This is a genomic window from Endozoicomonas sp. ALD040 (assembly GCF_049275945.1).
GTDB lineage: Bacteria > Pseudomonadota > Gammaproteobacteria > Pseudomonadales > Endozoicomonadaceae > Endozoicomonas_A.
Genome location: NZ_CP184829.1, coordinates 1,294,925 through 1,313,529 on the forward strand (window position 1 = coordinate 1,294,925; position 18,605 = coordinate 1,313,529).

At 49.0% G+C, this 18,605-nt stretch carries 7 protein-coding genes; all 7 read right to left on the bottom strand.

The window, feature by feature from the left end; translation table 11 throughout:
• Positions 1–27 precede the first annotated feature (27 nt).
• Complete coding sequence (locus tag ACOJUN_RS04130) at positions 28–468, bottom strand: type II toxin-antitoxin system HicB family antitoxin (RefSeq protein WP_422135405.1); 441 nt, start codon at positions 466–468, stop codon at positions 28–30.
• A gap of 48 nt (positions 469–516) precedes the next feature.
• Complete coding sequence (locus tag ACOJUN_RS04135; protein WP_422135406.1) at positions 517–696, bottom strand: type II toxin-antitoxin system HicA family toxin; 180 nt, start codon at positions 694–696, stop codon at positions 517–519.
• A 191-nt stretch (positions 697–887) separates the two neighbouring features.
• On the bottom strand, positions 888–2,093 hold the full coding sequence (locus tag ACOJUN_RS04140) for a DNA cytosine methyltransferase (protein ID WP_422135407.1): 1,206 nt from the start codon (positions 2,091–2,093) through the stop codon (positions 888–890).
• Positions 2,074–2,685: an Eco29kI family restriction endonuclease gene (locus ACOJUN_RS04145; protein ID WP_422135408.1), complete on the bottom strand. Its 612-nt coding sequence runs from the start codon at positions 2,683–2,685 to the stop codon at positions 2,074–2,076. Before ACOJUN_RS04145 ends, ACOJUN_RS04140 begins: the two co-directional genes overlap by 20 nt.
• Before the next feature lie 100 nt (positions 2,686–2,785).
• Positions 2,786–10,387: an AAA family ATPase gene (locus ACOJUN_RS04150; RefSeq protein WP_422135409.1), complete on the bottom strand. Its 7,602-nt coding sequence runs from the start codon at positions 10,385–10,387 to the stop codon at positions 2,786–2,788.
• Between the two features lie 125 nt (positions 10,388–10,512).
• Positions 10,513–10,677 (bottom strand): hypothetical protein, encoded by a 165-nt coding sequence (locus ACOJUN_RS04155; protein WP_422135410.1) that lies wholly within the window; start codon positions 10,675–10,677, stop codon positions 10,513–10,515.
• A gap of 254 nt (positions 10,678–10,931) precedes the next feature.
• The gene (locus tag ACOJUN_RS04160) at positions 10,932–18,305 is read right to left on the bottom strand and encodes an AAA family ATPase (RefSeq protein ID WP_422135411.1); all 7,374 of its coding nucleotides are present in this window, start codon (positions 18,303–18,305) and stop codon (positions 10,932–10,934) included.
• Between the last annotated feature and the right edge of the window lie 300 nt (positions 18,306–18,605).

Below are 18,605 nucleotides of genomic sequence, written 5' to 3' on the forward strand. Positions count from 1 at the left end.
TCGTTTGTCAGGAGATGGTTTTACTTGTTATAAGGTTGCACCAGTTATTTGATGTAATGCTGCTTGCGTCAAAAAATCACTTCGATCTTTGTACTTTCCACCACTCTTAACGATTTGATCTATATGAGCAATAAGAAGATCAGACATGCTGACATTGATTCTTTTTTGCTTTCCCAGAACTTCATCTACTTCAATATCTATAAAAGCCCATTCGGTAAAATCTTCATAATCAGGATTATTCGAATAATCTTGTTTGTTTGAAAATGCAATTTGAGATAGATCTAATTCTCCATTAAGAGCCATCTCTTCCATAACTGTAAATGCGGCATCTTTTGCATTTTTTACAATATCATCAAACTCATCAGCTGCAGAATAGGCTGAGTATTTATCATTGCACAGAGCAGGAATTACAATACCATAGGCTGTGTTATTGTCTTCCGCTTTTTCTATACCAATTTTAAATAACATGTCTTGCCTCACATTAATATAATTTCTTTATCGATTCTGAGGGGGAGATCACTCCCCTGCCCATTTCAGCAACTTTGTTACAAGCCCCTTTCCAAGTTTCCTTTTCGGATGAGGAACGGAAGTTCTTTTCCCTTCCTTGTTTATCCATATCTCATGAGAGCCTTTGCCTTGCCTTAAGAACCTGCAACCCCTGGCTTCAAGTTCTTTTCTTAGTTCGTCCGAAGTCATTCGACCTCCCTAAACTTGCATAACAGAAGTATACACACGCACACACACTGCAAGCAAACCTTTCCATACACAGTTATGTGTAAAGAGCTTTTTGTTTTAATTTCAGATAGATACAGATGTCGGAACGAATAACGAAGATAAGCTTACTGAAGAGTTTGCCAATATGCATAGCGCCGAAAACACCGGCGCAGCTATGCTGCCACCGAGTGCTTTGACTTGTTAGGGGCAATGACTTGATAGACACTCTTTGCTACTACTTCAGCTAGTGTGACGGGAACGGCGTTACCAATTTGCCTCATGCACTCACTCCATACTCCGGCAACATGATAATCATCAGGAAATGTTTGAATTCTTGCAGCCTCACGTACGGTGAAATACCTAATTGAATTATCATTAAAGCGAACCATATTTTCCCCGCCGGGGACACCATGATCTCCCGCTTTTAATGTTTTAGAAGGCTCGTCGATGGGACTTCCTGTGTGACCAGGATATGATTTGGCACCATCTTTAAATACATGGTTGTTAAAATCATTCTTTCTTTTAGGCGAAGGTAAATCTTGTATAGCGTCCCTGACAGTAACCCATGGTTTTTCTTCAGGTTGGAATAGCCCATACTTTTTTTGAAGACGTGAAGCAATTTTCTCTGGGTTTTGATTTAGTTTTGGCCTATCGAATTTAGAAACCTTGAGGCGCTTCCAGTAATCTCCAGTAACCCATTGATCCCATAGCAATGCATCTTGAGAGTGAGTAGCCTTGGGAAAACTCCACTCGACATTTAAATCATTACGGAAGCCAACAATGAAAACTCGCTCTCTTTTTTGAGGAACACCATAATCTGCAGCATTCAGAAGTCTGTACACGACATTGTATTTAAGACCTCTATATTTGCCTTTCGTGTGAGTTTCTTCGAGTCGCGCTAAATGACTCTCCCAGTCTTCGCCATCTGCCTTAGAGATATTTGGGTAAGATAATTGCAATATTATGTATTCAAAATATGTGCTGAAATTTTTTCTCAGCAATCCCTTAACATTTTCAAATATAAAAGAGTCAGGCCTTGACTCTCTTACTGCTCGAACAGCTTGAGGAAACATATCTCTGTTATCGTTAAACGCCTTGTGCTTTCCACCTAAAGAAAATGGTTGGCAGGGAGGGCCACCTGCAACGAGAGAAAGACTGCCTCTATATTTTTGGAATGATATATTTCTTACATCTTCATGCTGGATATCCCAGCTTTTTATTTGAGCTTGTCCCTCATCATGATTCTTTAACAGTGTGTTTACAGCATCTTTATTAAATTCAACGAGCATTTCATGCTTAAAGCCACTGTTTGCCAACCCCAAAGCTAACCCGCCTGCTCCAGAAAATAGCTCGACTGAGTTAGGTTGATTTTTGGACATGATAAATACCTATTTTTTCTTCAACTTTATTCTCATTCGGTGGCGTACCTTTTAGTCGATCAGCCCAAACTCTGCCGGGATGAAGCACGTCCCATTCAGATTTTGCTTGCTCATACCTCCCCTTACCGGGATCATGATTGCCAAACCCATCTATATGAGAGTTCCAAAAAGGATTATACCTGCGAGTCATCGCCGCTTCCACAGTACTTATAAGGTCAGCTTCCTGATCTTGTAACACGATAAACCTGCATGAAAAATCTTCAATCTGAAGATTCTCCGCAGCATTAATGCTTCTCGCGTGCTCGTTTAACCTTCTGTATAAAGCGGAATCATTTTCTTTAAGACTACCCCGACCTTGCCTCCATCCCGGCAGTACTGCTTTACCCACATAAATTGGAAGATCTGGAGTTTTGCTATAGATCTTTCTGTACTGTGGAAAATCCCCTTTGTAATAAAGTACATATACGCCACCGCCTGCGAATTTGACCTCCGGTGGAAGTTTTTCAAACGGCGTATTTATCATAAATTCAACTGCGTCTTCGATAAGCTCTACAAAAGACTCCGACCGATAAATATGTTCTTCTATCTTCATTTACATCCCCAGTTAAAATCTTGGGTAGCCGCTAACACCAGAGCTGACGGGCTGGCAAAGCCAGTCCCCGACAAGCGAGTTGTTTGGTGCACAGAGACACCTAACACATATTCAACGATTTATAGATCGAGTTCAAATTCATGCGATTCAAAAACTCTTCGGCAATTTTTAACAGCTCATCGGATTTGAGTACCAGAGCGTTATTGGCGTTGAGTGCCTGTTTTAAACAGCTATCCTTGATAGATTTCTGAAACGATAAAGAACTATCAATATTACACATCATGAAAAACAGCTCTTCTGCTGAAGCCGGGTCATGAGCGCCATAGTAGTCGGGGTCCCTGGAGTCCCCGATGTAAGCATTGGCCCAACAATACGTCAGGCAACTGCCTTTTGTGTGTGTCACTTCATACAGGTAATGAATGACAGCCTGCTCAATCGTTTGCGTACATTTGAATTTTAAAACATGCAAAAGCTTTCTGTCCTCCCATGACACCTCAAGGGACTTCAGAGTGGGTTCGTAACTGCGCTTGATGGCACGTTTTTTTTTCTCCATGCAGTCAACATCCATTTCACTATCAGGATAAGAACTATCCACTGCATCCAGCTCATGTTGGAGTTGTTTTTCCTTTGCCTCATATTGATTGATCTTTTCCAATAACTGCTTCAAGTCGGGGTTGTTCCTGGCTAACAGGGTTTCGATCTTTTTATCCATCACTTCGCTGCGGAAGGAAGGTCTTCCCATAATAATCACCGGACGGCAGTTCGCAGTGCCCGGGGTTAACTTCACAAATGCGGGGAGGTGCACCAGCATTCGTTCTATATTCGGAATGCCCTCAGGTTCGTCCGTCCAGATGTTTTGTAAAGATTGACTGGCCATTTTATCTTCAAGGAATGGTGAAAATCCGCCATGACAATGAGTGATGAACGGGACATTACCCTCTTCACTTTGGAAGTCTTTATAACCCAGACGCCATACCTGACTATTTTTTTCCCTGGACAACAATTCCCTGTACCACTTTTTCAGGCAGTGGGCGGCATTAACCTTGAGTTCATCGATGCCTTCCAGACACGCCAATAGATCGTGATGTTCATGGGCTCCCACAATATGGTGTTCGTAGACAGACAATGGATCCAGCCAACCCGATTGCAGTGCTTCCCAGGCAAAGTGAATAACCGCAGGGTTGGCCAAGTCACTGTATTTCAGTATATCCATCATTGAACTCAGCCACTGGCAGGGGTCTGCTCCGCACTGAATAATCATTTTTGAGTGCAATGACTTGAGTGGTTCAATGACCTGATTTGCAGCACTGCTGGATAAGATTTGTTTGACTGCCTCCGACATCGGTTTCCAGGTATACCCATCGGGGTCATGTACATCACCGATTAATTGCTTTTCCAGATGGCCCAATGTTTTTGTCTCCAACATTGAGACACCCATGGAAAAACCGGCTAAATCTTTTTCTTTCCAGAGATTCTTAACCATTTCGAAAGTACCTGGATTTGTGTCTGGTAATGCATTGTTTCTCTCAAGGGCTTTGTTCAGTTCCTCAAAACTGATACCGCAGGCTTTGGCCAGAGCTTGCTGTTGTGCTGAATCAGTTCCTTTCAGGAGATCCTTAATTTTCTTTGATGCAGTGCCGGAACTACCGCTCTTCCGGGTGGGCTGGAAGTCAGGTGTGATTTCTGTTGTCTGCATAGGCTCACCGCCCAAATCCACTGGCTCCCAGGTTTGGCCTCTATCCACAGAATACTCAGCAAAGCTGTGGACAAGGTTGCTTATTTGCCGACATGGAATCCCGAAATAACGACAAAAAGCGATAAAAACAGGCACACGATGACGACAGCTACCTTGCCGCTGTGTGACGAGGAATTGAAAGAAATTGTCACTACTCTCGGGTCGGGCCTTACCAGAAAACTGCTGGCAATAGTCAGTGATCGCCTTAATGCGTTGCCTCGTGTCCTCAGTGCTTTTCATTGTCTGTAAAAGCGCCTCTACTTCGGCTGGGTATTGGTCAGTGGTCGTAAACAGCTCATCCAGTACATTTTTCATAGCCTCTGAACACTGGCTGTCGGAATCTATTGACCGTTCAGGCCGGGTTCCTTTAGTGCTCGTTTTTCTGGGTTCTACGACGTAAGAAAATTGAATACTCTGCCAGGCGCTGGCCTCTGGAATAGTCAGTGAGTGAAGCCCGGTATATCGATCCCTGACCAGGGTAAATGGCAAATCGGGTTCGATACGCAAAGCCACGATATAGTCGTCAGGCGTCAGGCTGGGCAAGTCAAATTGACCGTTGCAGGATGATCTCTTGAGGGTCGCCAGCGTCTGATCTTCGGCTAATGTCACTTCCTGATCATGCCCTGGTAACCGGGCAGGTATGAGGGTTTCAATCCCAAGAGTGGGTTTGTCATTAATGACGATCCGTTTGACATCACCTTCAGCAGTCACGTAAATCTCCTTTGCCCACCAGCGATACATATGGAAAGAAGGGGTCTGCGTATTAAAAATTTTATGGACGTTAACGGGTGGCTTCTCCTGATTTTCATAGTTCGTGTCCTGGTCCAATGTCGGAGTCTGTTTCTGTTGGACTTCCGGATCGTATTGTTCAGGAGCCTTATCATCGCCGGTTTCGAACGCTTCGCTCATAGACCTCTCCACCCAATGGTTTGGCAGATCCCTTATCTGATGCCAAAACCCGGGACATAACTGAACTTCGTGGGCGTTCAATGGGACTATCCGCTGATCGGCCTCTCGCAGATAAGGCTGGGATGCCGGTAATTTCAACGTTTGTTTTTCCTCTTCGGTCAGTGGAAATACACTATCAGCGTCTACACCTGTCCGGCCAAACTCATGATTAAACCAGCGGTGCTGCCAGTATCGGTACAGTGCTCCGGTGAAAATATCGTCCGAAGGATCGGGCTTCAGGGAAAGACCAGATGCCAGCCACTTTGCCTGAGCCATCATCCTGATGATTGCCGTTCTGGCTGCCTTTTCAGTCAGACGAGCCTTGAAACGAATTTCATGGCGTTTTTCATCAATACTGTTGAGATCACTGCGTCGTATTAACCACGGACGGTCAATGCCCGATACCATTTGGTTGAACCATTGGCAAAGTCTGAAATCAGGCTCACTTTTACCCATGGCAAGAGCCAATGACTCAGGCAGTTTCTCCACTGACAGGTCAGCGGCCATCAGATAAAGTCGGTAGTGCTGATCGAGGCATTGATAAAGTCCTTTTTCGCTAAAGTCGCCCCTTCTGATAACAGCCCTGGCGACATTCTGTAAATCAAGGCTGGAGGGCTGTAACGGCAAGTTATTGCGTTGCAGGTAAGTCCTCAATCGACAATGTTGCTGAGTCAGCCATTCAGCCACCATTTTCCCTTTTGGGGTCTGTGGCAACACTTTCTCAGCGATGGTCTGCAATTCGGCCCGGTTATACTGCCGGATGGGCAAATGTCGAAAACGCCCTTTCAGGGCCGGTGATAAAGGTTTTCGCCCACTGTACTCAGGAGGGTTGATGGTGGCGAACAGGTGGAAACCCGGATGAGCGTCACCGGCCAGAATATCGTTTAACTCACCTTCCAGATGCTGGCTGCCGATCAGATTCATTTCCGAAATAACCACTATGCCGCCATGGACTTTTGCCGTCTGGATCGCTTCACACACCTTGTCCCAGGAACAATCACAGGCATTCAGGAGAAAGACCTCCGGCATGGATTCTCCCCGTCGTTCAGCCTGCTGTCTGAAACTTTCGATCACCAGGTTCAGTGTGACATCTTTACCCCGTCCGACCGGTCCTTCAATCAGTGTCGCCTGTCTTCCGTCGTGTTTTATGTTGAGATGATAAGCCTGCTGACAGCGGCTTAAATCCTGTCCAAGCCGTTGTACCAGTTCAATGACTGCCGATCCGGAGGTATCAAACTCAGGTCGGATCTCTTGGCTGAATGTTTTGAAGGCCTGCTGAATATCTGACAGGGTGTGATTATGAACTTTGTCACTCAGGCTGTTCTCCGGTTCGTAACGGGTAGCAAACCAGATTTCCAGTGCCAGCTGGGCATCCTGATGAGTCCCGGTAATTTCGGGACCCAGTACATCCAGAAAGCCCTGTTGGATCAAACTGTTGATTTGTCCGGAGGTAACGGGGTCATCTGCGGGCAGCGCACGATCCAGATACCAGCCCACCCAACTGCAGATATCCGTTAAATCCCTGGGGGTAAAGTCATGCTCAGGCAACAGCTCCTGATAATGTTGCCAGAGCACCATCACAGTTCCGACAGTATTGCGTACAATGTCGTTTATTTGCTGCTCTGGCAGATGCCGTTGCAACTGATTGACCAGAGCCGGTTCCACCACTCTATCCTGAAGGAAAGCCTGATCCAGGCGTGGGTAGTAAGCCCTGGGCAGTTTTTCCCTGAGGGCCGGGTCCAGCTGGCGTCCGGCATAATGATCCGGGTTGCCGGTGAGAATCACCCGGTGTTTTTCGCTGACCCTGACAGGATGACCATTCACATAAATGCAGGGTTGCGCTTCCCACAAGCCGTTCAATGTCGCCAGCAATCCGGCCCGGGCCAGGTTAGCCTCATCCAGCACCAGGGTGATATAGCTTCCTCCAACACAGCCTTCGTCTTTGTGAGTTCCGGTATTGGCCCATTCCATCAATGCCCGGTTTTGTTGCGCCATAGAGCGGTCGCCGTCGGCGTGTTGTTGCCATTGCCAGCGTTTCATCAGGGTTTGTTCGCTGTCAGAAGGTCCAAGGGAAATCACCGCAGCCTGTCCTGAAGCCCTCGCCATTTTGGCGGAAAAGTAGCTTTTCCCGGTGCCGGTTTCCCCCTCGAGGAATATAACGGGAGAGTCTTTAAGCCGGTCATGGAGTCGGGATAATCGACGGTTTTCACGATCCTCCTGACTCATCTTGCCGTGATAAAGATCCCGGGCCAGTGCGGACAGGGACACATCGGCAGAACCCCACCATTTCAGTGATTCAGACAGCCGATTTTCTATGCGTTCAACGGGTTCTGCCTCAGAATTCGCTGTTCTGGCCATGTGAACACAATCGCTGGCCAGAGTGTGGATGGCTTCGTATCGGGTCTGCCCCGGTGGCAGAAGTAACTGCCAGCCAGAAGCCAGTGCATCTTGCAAACGTTTAATCTGTCTGGTTGGTCTGGTGGCTAAGGATTGCCAGGGCTTTGTTGCCGCCGGATCGACTGCCAGCTGATAGGCTACAGCATTTCGTTGTTTTTCCGGTGCGTGGGCCAGGATTATGGCACAGAGCCTGTCCATAACTTCTTTTTCACCCTGCACTGGAAATGGACTTTCATAGGACAGTTGTAATTTGGCATCTTTAAAGACTGCCGGGTCAAAGGCCCGGGCCAGCTGCCACAGGTTCTGCCTGACAAACTTTCTATTCAGTCGCGGGGTGCTACTGATGATGGTCGCTAACAGATCCGCGTCTACCGAGGCGGCTTGATTCTCATCCGGCTTTTTATGGGCATCCGTCGTCTTGTCCGGTAACAAGTGCCAGCAAGCCACTTTCATAAAATCCCGCACTGACGGATTCTGCCGGGCACCATGGGTGATGACGCTGTTGATGGCCTTGCGCCAATGGCGGGTCAGGAGCTGAGGAGACTGGTCAACCTGCTGTGCTCGTCGGGCAGCCAGTATCAGGTTATTCAACAGGCCTTCGGTCATTTCTGGCAGAGGGTTACACAGGTGGGCAGGTACGGTTTCAAACGCTTCGTAAAGTGAGTGCAGTGCCTGTTCCGGCAGTTCAGTGCGGGAGATATCATGCCTGAGGGCATTGATATCCCAGAGATTGACCTCAGGACAGGGGTTAGCCGTGGCGACCATCGAATTAAATATTGAAGAGGGGCTCTGCACAGACTCAGGCCAGAGTAGGGTGACATTAGCCTGCGGGTAGGCCTGTAATTGGCCATTGACCAACAGAGGTTGCCCAACCGCCAGGGGTTCCAGAAGTTGCTGAAGTGTTGGGTTAGTCTCCAGCCCGCGCAATACCACCGGCTTGCCAGCGGTTAATGTCTGCTGCAAGCCACTCTGATGTCGTCCAAAATGTGCCTTTTGTTCCGAGGTGATACGGATATTATCAAAAAGCTGGCTGAAGCTGGTCTGTTCATTCACCTGAATAACCAGGGGGGCTTGCGGGTAATGATTGATCCAGTGACTTACCTGGGCCTGTTGCTGATAAGTGACTGCATTAAAAGCAGACTGATCTCTGATATTGAACAGAGGTTGTTCATGGTTTTCTGCCAATCCCAGGGCTTCTGGTTGCTGTCCCGGATGAGCCACCTGAAGTCGGGGCGTCAGGCCGGTTGTGTCGCGAATAGTCTGCAGTGAACCCAGCAAACGAAACCAGAGAGCCTCAGTGAGGGGAGACGTTATGGTCACTGCAGCACCCGCCTGAATTTGCTCCAACAGACAGGTATTAGGGGCTGCATAGCCTCCCTGGGCAATGGCAATCGGGCTCAGCCATTCTCTGATATTAACCTGGTTAATAATGATCGGGCCTGGTGGTGCGTGCTTTTTATCAGATCCTTTGTCAGCTTCTTTGTCACCTTCTTTGTCGCGAGAGCGGGACAGGCTTTGGAACAGTGAATGAAGTTCGTCATTCCCTACCGGCATTTGATAAAACTGAACATTGTCGGATAACTGACAAACCTTGCCATTGCTCTCAAAGCGCTGTTGCGCCAGTATCTGTCGAATCGTTTGTTCAAAGGTCAGATCCTGCCAGTTGGCCCCTTTCAGAATCACCGTTTGTCCGGTCCTCAATGATTCAAGCCTGCCAGGAATGTGCCGGATTCGCCCCTGTTGATCCACTCCGGGGCCGCCCAGAAGCAACTGTCGCCAGTTATTGTGCAAGTGACAGTCAATAAGAACGGTATTATCCAGAGCAATTTCGGCACTGGGGTATTCAGGCAATATCGGGGGAGCCTTGCAGCTGGTCATTGATGGGGTATTGCCGGTCTGAGTATCGAACTGCCAGGTATTTCCCGGTCGATTAATTCGCCGCCAGAAATCGGCCCCCGGTGCGTCGGCCCCCGGTGCGTCGGCCCCCGGTGCGTCGGCCCCCGGTGCATCGGCCCCCGGTGCTTCCCCACGTCTGCCAACCGATCTCAACTGTTCAGGAGCCGCCAGCACCAATAGAGAAACATGCTTGCCCAGAGGACGTTTCCTGTGCCTGACTTTGTCGTACAGACAAGGATTATCCGGGTCCAGTAGATCGTTAAATTTCGGCAGTTCAGCGCTGGTGAGTTTTCTGATATCCATCACCAAAGTTAATGGCTGCGAACCTTCGAACAGCTTGCCTGAGCGCAGAGTGTGGCGACCATCGCCGGAAATGCTCAACCGGCTCACCAGGTTAGCCTTTGAGAGGTCATCGGGATGAGAAATAAGGGCGACATCCCGATATTTATCGCCGGTTTCGGCAACTAAAAGCTGTCGAACCTCATCGTCACTGGCAACAAAACGAAAATCGAAGGAATGAGGGGTTATTGGGGGCGGGGAATTGGCTGAGAAAAGACTTGTCGTCCTGTCAGGCAAGATTATCGGAGGTAAGGATCTATTGAGTTGGGGGGTTGAGCAGACCTCTGCAATCTTTGCCGATGCGTACTGATTCGCTTTCTTGGCGGGCGGAACATTATTATTATCAGGAAAAGCTTTGCTTTTTTGCCCAACAATACGACCATCCATAGTCAATCTCCCACCTGTTATCCGAAGGACTGTACTGAAATTGTTTAAGCGTAAGACCTTCAGAAAGGATGGAAGTTCCGTAAGGACAGTTACCCAAATCCACTCTACAGGGGACAATTCTCCCGTCATTCCCGCGAAGGAGAGGCTGTCGCAAAACTCTGGTTCCCGCCTTCACTCCTGTCATTCCCGCCTTCACTCCTGTCATTCCCGCCTTCACTCCTGTCATTCCCGCCTTCACTCCTGTCATTCCCGATTTCATTCTCGTCATTCCCGCGAAGGCGGGAATCCACACTGACTCACCACCAGAACCATACTGCCTGGTGCTCCCCTGGCCTTGTCATCCCCGAGAAGGCAGAGATCCACCGTTGGCGCTGGATTCCCGCCTTCGCGGGAATGACGAACTCAGAGCATGGGAACGAGCTGTTGGAGTTTTGCGACACCCTCAGAGCGTGGGAACGAGCTGTTAGAGTTTTGCGACAGCCTCGAAGGAGCGTGGGAACGAGTTGTCAGGATGGCCTTATGGAACATTTATGGGCAGCTATCATCAGAGGAATAAATATTCTGAGTCAAACATCGAATTCAAATTCACGGTGTTCAAAAACTCATCGGCAATTTTTGTCAGATCGTCGGTTCTGAGCACCAGAGCATTATCGGCGTTGAGTGCCTGTCGTAAGCAGTCATCCTTAATCGATTTCTCAAACTTATAATCGCTATCAATTTCACCCATCATGGTATCCAGCTCTTCTGGTGAGGATGGATCATGGGTGCCATAGTTGTAATTGTATTGGGACCTCCTGATGTGAGCATTCACCCAACAATACGTCAAACTGGCGTTTTTTGAGTGTGTCACTTTATAGAGGTAATGACTGAAGGCCTGCTGAATTATCGGGAAGCATCTGCGTTTTAATTCCTCAAGCCTTTCGTCTTCATAGGGCACACCAGGGGACTTTGTTTTGATTTGTTCCGATAACTGCTGCAATTCCGGGCTGTTCTCAACGACTCGTTGAAACAGGACTTTGCTCTTTTCAACAATCATTGTCTCTGCCCAGTGAGGTTCCCCCAGGATAATCACCCTGCGGTGGTTAGTATTGCCCGAGATTAACTGCCCAAACGCGGGATGTTGCAGCAACATTCGTTCTATATCCGGAACTCCCTCAGGTTCGTCTGTCCAGGAGATCTGTATAGATGGGCTGGCTATTTTATTTTCAAGGAGTGACGAAACGCCATCATGAGAATGATCAACGATCAAGTCAGTACCTTCTCTCTTTACGAAGCTTTCATAAGTTAACCGCCATAGCTGGCTATTTTTTTCTGCGGACAATAATTCCTTGTACCACTTTTTAAGGCAATGTCCGGCTTTAAACTTAAACTCATCGATACCTTCGAGACTCACCAATAGTTCATGATGTTCGTCAGCATCTATAATTTCGCCGTCAGAGGTTGGCAGTGGGTCCAGCCAACCCGATTTCAGGGCTTCACGGGCAAGGTGAATCACCGAAGGCTTGCTCAGGTCGCTGTTTTTCAGCAGATCCACCATTGAACTCAACCACTGCCGAGGGTTTGCTTTGCCCTGAACAATCATTTGTGAGTGTAACGATTTGAGTGGTTCAATGACCTGATCTTCATTACTCTCGGACAATGCTTGTGCTATCACCTCCGACATCCTTTTACCGGTATGCTCACCGGTGCCATCAAGAACATCGGTCAGCTGCTTGATGAGATGGCCTGATGTTGTTGTCTCCATTGACTCTATGATTGAGACACTCAGGGAAAAACTGGTTAAATCTCCTTGCTCCCAGAGCTTCCTTGCCAATTCAGGAAGACTCAGATGGGTGTCTGGCAATGCACTGTTTGTCTCAAGCGCTTCTTTCAGTTCCTCAAAATTTATGTCAAGGGCTTTAGCCAAAGCTTGCAGTTGTGCCAGATTTGCTCTTTTCAGAAGATCCTTAATCTTCTTTGACTCAGTGCTGGAAACACTGATCCTTCTGGTGGTCTGGAAGACAGATTCGATCTCTGTTGTATTTGCGGGCGCTCCGCCCAAATCCACTGAATCCCAGGTTTGCCGTTCATCCGGAGAATACTCGGCAAAGGCGTGGGCCCGGCTATTAATTTGCCGACAGGGAATCCCGAAGTAACGACATAAAGCAACAAAAACAGGCACACGATGACGACAGCTACCTTGCCGCTGTGTAACAAGGAATTCAAAGAAGTTCTTATTGCTCTCTGGTTGCGCATCTCCGGCAAACTGTCGGCAATATTCGCTGATCGCCTCAATGCGCTGCGTCGTGTTTTTAGCGTTTTTTATTTTCCATAAAGGCAGCTGTTCTTCGGTTGGGTCTTGCGGGTCTTCAATGGTCTCAAACAATCTGTCCAGTACTGTTTTCATACCTTCTGAACAGTGGATATCAAAATGTGTTGATTGTTCTGGCCGGACTCCTTTAGCAGCTGTTTTGTTGTTCGATTCTCTGGGTTCTACGACATAAGTACACTGAATACTCTGGTTGGCTCTGGGCTCTTTAATAGACAGTATGTGAAGCCCGGTATATCGACCCCTGACCAGGGTAAATGCCAAATTGGGTTCCAGACTCAGGGCCACGATATAGTCGTTAGCCCTCAGGCTGGGCAATGGATATTCACCATTAGCATTCTCTGATGACAGCTCAAGGGTCGCCAGCGTTTGATCTCTGGCTAATGTCACTGTCTGGTCACGCCCGGGTAACGATGTTGGTATGAGGGTTTCGAACCCCTGAAGATGTTCATCATCAAGATCGATCAGTTTGACATACCCCTTAGCCGTCACATAATTATCAGTTGCCTGCCAGCGATACATGTGGCAAGAATGGTCCTGCGTATCAAAAATTTTATAATCGTTAAGCTCTATCTTCAGATCCTCATAATTCGTCATTTGGTCCAATGTCTTGGCTTTTTTCTCCTCGACTTCCGGGTTGTATCTTTCAGAGTCGTCAACCCATTGGTTCGGCAGATCACTGATCTGATGCCAGAACCCGGACCAAAATTGAACTTCATTGGCGTTCCATGCAGCTATCCGCTGATCAGCCTTGCGGACATAAGACAGGGAAGCCGGTGCTTTCAGCGTTTGTTGCTCTTCTTTCGTCATGGAGAAGACGCAATTAACGTCCACGCCCGTCTGGCCAAATTGAACACCAAACCAGCTTTGTTGCCAGTGTCGGTAGAGTGCCCGGGTGAGTATGTCGTACGACTGTTGAGGCTTCAGGGGAAGACCGGACGCCTGCCATTTTGCCTGAGCCACCCTCTTGATGATTTCAGTTTTGACTTTTTCTGGATGCAGACAAGTGTTAACACGAATTTCATGGTTTTTTTCATCAATACTGTTGCGGTCACTGTGTCGTATCAACCAGGGGCGATCAATGCCCGATACCGTTTCATTGAACCAATGGCAAAGATCAGACTCCAGCGCTCCTTCACCTAAATTCGGGAGCGATGACCCGGGCAGTTCCGCCAGCGATATTTTGGCGGCCATCAGATAAAGCCGGTAGTGCTGATTGAAGCATTGAAGAAGCCTCTTGTCGGTCAAGGCGCCCTCTCTTGCAACCGCCCTGGCGACATTCTGCAGATCAAGACTGGTCGGCTGCAGCGACAGGTTTTGCTGTTGCAGGTAAGCCCTTAATCGACAGTGTTGCTGAGTCAGCTCTTTAGCCACGATTTTCCCCTCCGGGTTCTGTGGCAATACTTTCCCGGCAATGGTCTGCAGTTCTGTCGGGTTGTACTGCCGGATGGGCAGATGTCTGAAACGCCCTTTCAGTGCCGGTGACAAGGGTTTGCGCCCGCTGTACTGAGGTGGGTTGATGGTGGCGAAGAGATGGAAGCCCGGATGAGCGTCACCGGCCAGAATATCGTTTAACTCACCTTCCAGATGCTGGCTGTCGATCAGATTCATTTCCGAAATCACTACGATGCCGCCATCGACTTTTGCCTTCTGGATCGCTTCACACAGTTTGTCCCAGGAACAGTCACAGGCATTCAGGGGGAAGACCTCAGGCATGGATTCTCCCCGTTGCCTGGCCTGCTGTCTGACAGTTTCAATCACCAGGTTCAGCGTGGCATCTTTACCCCGCCCGGCCGGACCTTCAATCAGCGTTGCCTGACGGCCGCCGTGTTTTATGCCGAGATGATAAGCTTGCTGAGCGCGGCTTAAATCCTGTCCCAGTCTTTGCACCAGCTCAATGACTGCTGATCCGGAGGTATCAAACTCAGGTCGGATTTCTCTGGTGACTGTAATGAAGGTCTGCTGAATATCTGACAGGGTCTGGTTACGAACTCTGTCGCTCAGGGTGTTCTCCGGTTGGAATCGGGCAGTAAACCAGATTTCCAGTGCCGACAGGGCATCCTGATGAGTTTCGGTGATTTCCGGCCCCAGTACATCCCGAAAACTCTGTTGGATCAAACTGTTTATTTGCTCACAGGTCACACTGCCGCGAGCGGGTTGGCCACGATCCAGATACCAACCCACCCAGCTGCAGATATCGGTTAAATCCCTGGGGGTAAACTCATGCCCGGGCAAGAGTTCCTGATAATATTTCCAGAGTACCATCACACTTTTGCTGGCGTCGTGTGCAGTGTCGTTTATTTGATGTCCCGGCAGATGCCGTTGTAAATGCCTGACCAGAGCCGGTTCCACCACCCTGTCCCGAAGGAATGCCTGGTCTAACCGTGGGTAGTAAGCTCTGGGCAGTTTCTCTCTCAGGGCCGGGCCCATTTGGCGCCCGGCGTAATGATCCGGGTTACCGGTGAGAATCACCCGGTGTTTCGGGCCGACATTGACAGGATGACCATTGACGTATACGCACGGTTGCGGTTCCCATAAGCCGTTCAATGATGCCAGCAATCCGGCTTTGGCCAGGTTGGCTTCATCCAGAACCAGAGTGACATAGTGTCCATCCTTCCCGGACGGAGTGTTGGCCCATTCCATCAGCGCCCGGTTTTGCAGTGTCATGGAACGGTCACCCTCGGTGTGCTCTTGCCACTGCCAGCGTTTCATCAGGGTTTGTTCGCTGTCAGAAGGCCCAAGTGAAATGACCGCAGCCTGTCCTGAAGCATTCGCCATTTTGGCGGAAAAGTAACTTTTTCCAGTACCGGTTTCTCCCTGCAGGAAGATAACGGGAGAATCCGCAAAGCGTTCATGGAGTCGGGATAATCGTCGGCTTTCACGATCCTTCTGGTTCGTCAGGCCGTGATAAAGATCGTCGGCCAGTGCGGATAAGGGCTTATCCGTGGACCCCGTCCATGCCAGTGATTCAGACAGTCGATTTTTTATGTGCTCAATGCCTGCTGCGTCAGAATTGGCTGTTCTGGCTATGTAAAAGCAATCGCCAGCCAGAGATTGAATGCCATGGGATCGGGTCTGCCCTGGTGACAAAGCTAACTGCCAGCCAGAAGCCAGTGCATCTTGCAAACGTTTAATCTGTCTTGTGGGTCTGATGGTTAACGATTGCCAGGGCTCTGCCGCCGCCGGGTCGACTGCCAGCTGATAGGCCATTGCCTGGCGTTTTTCTTCAGGCGCATGGGCCAGGACAATGGCACAGAATCTGTCCAGAGCTTCCTTTTCACCCTGCACTGGAAATGGACTTTCATAGGACACTTGTAATTCACTGTCCTTAAATACCGCCGGATCAAAGGCTCGGGCCAGTTGCCAGAAGTTCTGCTTCATAAACGTTCTATCCAACCGCAGAGCACCATTGATGATGGTAGCTAACTGATCCGGGTCTACCGAGGTGGTTTGATCCTTAACCGGCGTCGTATGAACATCGGGCAGTGAATGCCAACAAGCCACTTTCATAAAATCGCGCACGGACGGATGCTGCCGGGTGCCATGGGTAATGACGCTATTGATAGCCTTGCGCCAGTGGCCGGGTAAAAGCAGTGGTGACTGGTCAACCTGCTGTACCCGTCGGGCAGCCAGTATCAGGTTATTCAACAAGTCTTCGGTAATTTCAGGCAAAGGGTTACAAAGGTGAGCAGGTACGGTATTAAACGCATTGTAAACTGAGTAAAGTGCTTGTTCTGGCAATTCAGTCCGGGGGATATCATGCCTGTCCGCATTGATATCCCAGATATCGAAGTCAGGACATGGGTCAGCCGTGGCGACCATCGAATCCAATACCGAAGAGAAGCCCATCACGGACTTGGGCCAGAGTATTGCGACAAGGGCTTTTGGGAAGGCCTGTAATTGGCCATTCACCAACAGAGGTTGCCCTACAGCCAGGGGTTCCAGAAGTTGCTGAAGCATTGGATTAGTTTCCAATCCCCGCAATAAAACCGGCGTGCCAGCGATTAATGCCTTCTGCAACCCGCTCTGACGTCGCCCAAAATGAGCCTTTTGTTCCGAAGTGATATGGATATTATCAAAAAGCTGGCTGAAGCTGGTCTGTTCATTGATCTGGATGACCAGAGGTGCTTCCTGCAGATAATTGATCCAGTGGCTTGCCTGGGCCTGTTGATGATAAGTGACGATATCAAAGGCAGTGTGCTCTCTGGTTTTGTCCTGCAGGCTGGACACAGGCTGCCCATCGTTTTCTGGCAATCCAAGGGCTTTCGGCTGTTGTTTTGAGTGCATCACCTGAAGTCGGGGCTCCAGGTCACTCGTTTCGCGAATAGTCTGCAATGAACCCAGCAAACGAAACCATAGTGCCTCATTAAGGGCAGAGGTTACAGTGACTACACCACCCGCCCGAATTTGTTCCAACAAACAGTTGTTAGGGGTTGCATAGCCTTGCGGGGAAATAGCAATCGGGTTCAGCCACTCACTAATGTTACTCTGGTTAATGATGATCGGGTGTCCTGAAGCGTCACCCTGGCAGGACAGGGTTTGAAACAGTGAGTGAAGCTCATTACTGTCTACCGACATTTGATAAAACTGAACATCGTCGGGTAACCCACAGATCTTGCCATTGCTCTCAAAGCAGTGCTGCGCCAGTATCTGTCGAATCGTCTGTTCAAAAGCCAGGTCCTGCCAGTTGGCCCCTTTCAGAATGACCCGTTGCCCGGCCCTCAAACACTCAAGCCTGCCGGGGATGTGCCGGATTCGCCCCTGTTGATCCACTCCCGGCCCGCCCAGCAGCAACTGTCGCCAGCTGGTGTGCCTATGGCAGTTAATTAAAACGGTACTGTCGTCATCCATAGCACTTTCGGCACAGGGGAGTTCAGCCAATAGCGGGGGAACATTGTCCAGGTTCATTGATGAGTCATTGTCGGTCTGAGCCTCGAACTGCCAGGTATTTCCCGGCCTGTTAATTCGCCGCCAGAAGTCAGCACCCGGAGCGCCGACCGCGGGTGCATCTTCACGCAGACCAACCGATGCCAACTGCTCAGGGTCGGCCAGGACCAATAGCGAAACATGCTCGCCCAAAGGGCGTTTCTTCTGACTGGCTTTGTCGAACAGACAGGGAGTATCCGGGTCCAGCAGATCGTTAAATTTTGGCAGCTCTTCGCTGTTGAGTTTTCGGATATCCATCACCAGTGTGAGTGGCTGTGAACCTTCGAACAGCTTGCCCGAACTCACAGTGTGGCGACCATCGGCGGAAATGCTCAACCGGCTCACCAGGTTAGCCTGTGCAAGATCATCGGGGTGGGAAATAAGGGTGACATCCCTATTCTCATCGCCGGTTCGGGCAACTAAAAGCTGTCGAACCTCATCATCACTGGCGACAAAACGAAAATCGAAAGAATAAGGGGCCTTTGGGAGCGTGCAATCCATAGAGAATACGGAACTCGCTCTGTCAGGCAACATCAACGGATTTGATGATGTCTTGGTTTGGGGAGTGACACCAGAGCAGACCTCTGCAATCTTAGATGATGAATATCCTCCCTGTCTCTTGGCTGGAGGTAAACTATTTTCAGCAGAAGGTTTGCATTTTTGCCCAACAATACGACCATCCATAGTGAATCTCCTACCTGTTATTTGAAGGACTGCATTGCCATTGTTTAATGGTATGACCTTCAGACAGGATGGAAGTTCCGTCAGGATAGTTATACCAATCGAACTTTCTAACTCCCTATTGCGCTGAAGATTTGAGCCTTAATCCTGCGTTGGCGATCGTCGCCATAGCTAAGGCTATGACTCCTCACGCCGCCTTGTCTTAAGGCTCAAATCTCCATGCTCATTGCGGGAGTTAGAAAATACGATTGGTATTACCCGTATCCATCACAAATGGGATGGACTTTTGGGATATTGAGGTTG

Coding starts and splice junctions, on each gene's coding strand:
- ACOJUN_RS04150 (WP_422135409.1), bottom strand. CDS start 10,387: ATGGATGGTCGTATTGTTGGGCAAAAAAGCAAAGCTTTTCCTGATAAT.
- ACOJUN_RS04145 (WP_422135408.1), bottom strand. CDS start 2,685: ATGAAGATAGAAGAACATATTTATCGGTCGGAGTCTTTTGTAGAGCTT.
- ACOJUN_RS04135 (WP_422135406.1), bottom strand. CDS start 696: ATGACTTCGGACGAACTAAGAAAAGAACTTGAAGCCAGGGGTTGCAGG.
- ACOJUN_RS04130 (WP_422135405.1), bottom strand. CDS start 468: ATGTTATTTAAAATTGGTATAGAAAAAGCGGAAGACAATAACACAGCC.
- ACOJUN_RS04140 (WP_422135407.1), bottom strand. CDS start 2,093: ATGTCCAAAAATCAACCTAACTCAGTCGAGCTATTTTCTGGAGCAGGC.
- ACOJUN_RS04160 (WP_422135411.1), bottom strand. CDS start 18,305: ATGGATGGTCGTATTGTTGGGCAAAAATGCAAACCTTCTGCTGAAAAT.